General features: G+C 31.3%; 2 protein-coding genes. One reads left to right on the forward strand and one right to left on the reverse strand.

Annotated elements, in window-relative coordinates:
* The first annotated feature begins 421 nt into the window (after nucleotides 1-421).
* A complete protein-coding gene (locus tag C8322_RS14180; RefSeq protein WP_005221850.1) occupies nucleotides 422-682 on the forward strand; it encodes a WYL domain-containing protein in 261 nt (86 codons plus the stop codon).
* A gap of 325 nt (nucleotides 683-1,007) precedes the next feature.
* Here the strand turns inward: C8322_RS14180 and C8322_RS14185 are convergent, their stop codons facing one another.
* Complete coding sequence (locus tag C8322_RS14185) at nucleotides 1,008-1,292, reverse strand: hypothetical protein (protein ID WP_004809157.1); 285 nt, start codon at nucleotides 1,290-1,292, stop codon at nucleotides 1,008-1,010.
* Nucleotides 1,293-2,001: the final 709 nt, after the last annotated feature.

A 2,001-nucleotide genomic window follows, 5' to 3' on the forward strand; every position in this document is an offset into this window, starting at 1 on the left:
GGCTCAATTAGGGGCGCTTTGCATTTCAAATCTTTGTGCAACAAAGCCGTTATCATGAGAAATTCTTATGCTCAAACATTGGTTAAAGTTATTCAATAGTCAACAATCATCATTTGTGTAACTAAAAAGAAAGACGAGTAGAATCTAAAATATTTAAAAAAAACTATCCGCTAATTTTTCTCTTAGCCGAAATCTATAATTTAAATGATTTAAAAATAAAATTTTTCTTGAAAGTAAGCTAACAAAGATAATCAGTTATCTTATACCTGATTAAAATAGAAATTTTATTAAGGGATGGATACACAACAAAACCATAACCTTCTAGAGATACCACATAATAAAGCTCTGATTAGAATTATTTTTAAAACATGAGTTTATCAGTTGTATTTCATGCGATATTTATATTGATATCGAGGTTAATATGAGTAATCGGAATATCAAAGAAATAATTTCCTCAGCTGGACGTAACTTGCATACCATTATCATCACTGCGCGAGAAGATGACGGTTCAATTGAAACACGCGAGGCGGAACCTTATAGTTATCGTCGTAAAGGTAAGACTGAGAAATTTTTTTGTTATGACATTCGCAGAGATGGTATCCGAAATTTTCATGTTGATAATATTATTTTCGTTGAAGAAACAGAAAATACTTTTTATCCACGCTGGATCGTAGAGGTTTAGGCTCAAATTTCATCAATAAAAATCAGACTGTCCTATCAAAGTCCACCTATTACAATGCAGGCCAACTTTAACAAGTCTAATAATAAATGAAACTAATATATTTTTTATTGATTAATTTACAATCAATTTAGCTTCTTTGATTTATAGAATGATCAAAAATTTAATTAACTATTATCTATTTACATAACTTTTAAAAATAAGATGCATAATTTTTGAGACAGTACTTTATTCTACATTTTCTTCATCAACGTCTTTCCAAACTTAAATTCAGTTATGAAGCCCAAAAGAAAACCGCCTTATGGCGGCTTTCTTCGAGTTTCAATACTTAGCGCTGTTGTCCGCGTTGATTTTGTTGATCACGCTGATGAGCTTGTTGTGTTGAATCTTGCTGTTGACCTTGTTGATTAGGCTGCTGTTGCTGTTGCAGATCCTGCTGATTCTGTTGATCTTGCTGGTTCTGCTGATTTTGCTGACGTTGATTTGGGTTCTGTTGATTTTGCTGGTTAGGCTGTTGCTGTTGCTGTTGATTTGGATTTTGCCATTGGTCTTGCTGATTTTGCTGACGCTGTTGCTGATTCTGGTTCGGATTTTGTTGGTTTTGGTTAGCCATTGGAGACGCTCCTTTTTCCTTTATAAGTAAATGAACCGATCTTTACGAGTTCAGTATTTACTCTACAGCCTTCTGCATAAACTCCAAGTCATAACCTGTTACAGACTAATTCAATGTAAAATAAATTGATTTAAACTATTGATAATCCATTTTTACACTTACATTATTTACCCAAGCATCTCGTAAATAATAAGAATAGCTACTAATATGTGCAGATGAAATCTATATCTTAAAAAATGCAAAATTCTAATTTTTTAAAATATAAATATTTTATTTATAATTCGTAAAATTATTAACTATAAAACTTAGATTTAATATTTTTTCAAGACATCAAAACCTATATAAAGATTCTAAATACTTTATACAGGGAAGATCAAAAATTGATTATACACTCAATTAAAATATAAGTCATTTTTGAGAAGATTAAACAATTGGGTTAAGTATGGGGCGAAGACCCAATTACCGATCATTCTAGTCTAAATATAGTTAAGTCAATTAGTATATCTTTCCATCATATTATAATTTTGTATATAAGCAGAATCGTCAATCCCATGCGCTACGACATAGTTTCCGCAATCTGTAACCATCTGAAGATTGATCAATACATTCACTTATGCAAAAAGACCAAAAATAAAAACCAAAGGAATCGCCGCTGATAAAAGGGCGAATTCAAACATGAGGTGCGACAGTTTGAAAAGTCTTATGATAA

Source organism: Acinetobacter sp. SM1B (assembly GCF_003289665.1).
Classification (GTDB): Bacteria; Pseudomonadota; Gammaproteobacteria; order Pseudomonadales; family Moraxellaceae; genus Acinetobacter; species Acinetobacter schindleri.

Bases quoted from the DNA above. Each gene is read 5' to 3' on its own strand.
- C8322_RS14180 (WP_005221850.1), top strand. From the start codon at position 422: ATGAGTAATCGGAATATCAAAGAAATAATTTCCTCAGCTGGACGTAAC.
- C8322_RS14185 (WP_004809157.1), bottom strand. From the start codon at position 1,292: ATGGCTAACCAAAACCAACAAAATCCGAACCAGAATCAGCAACAGCGT.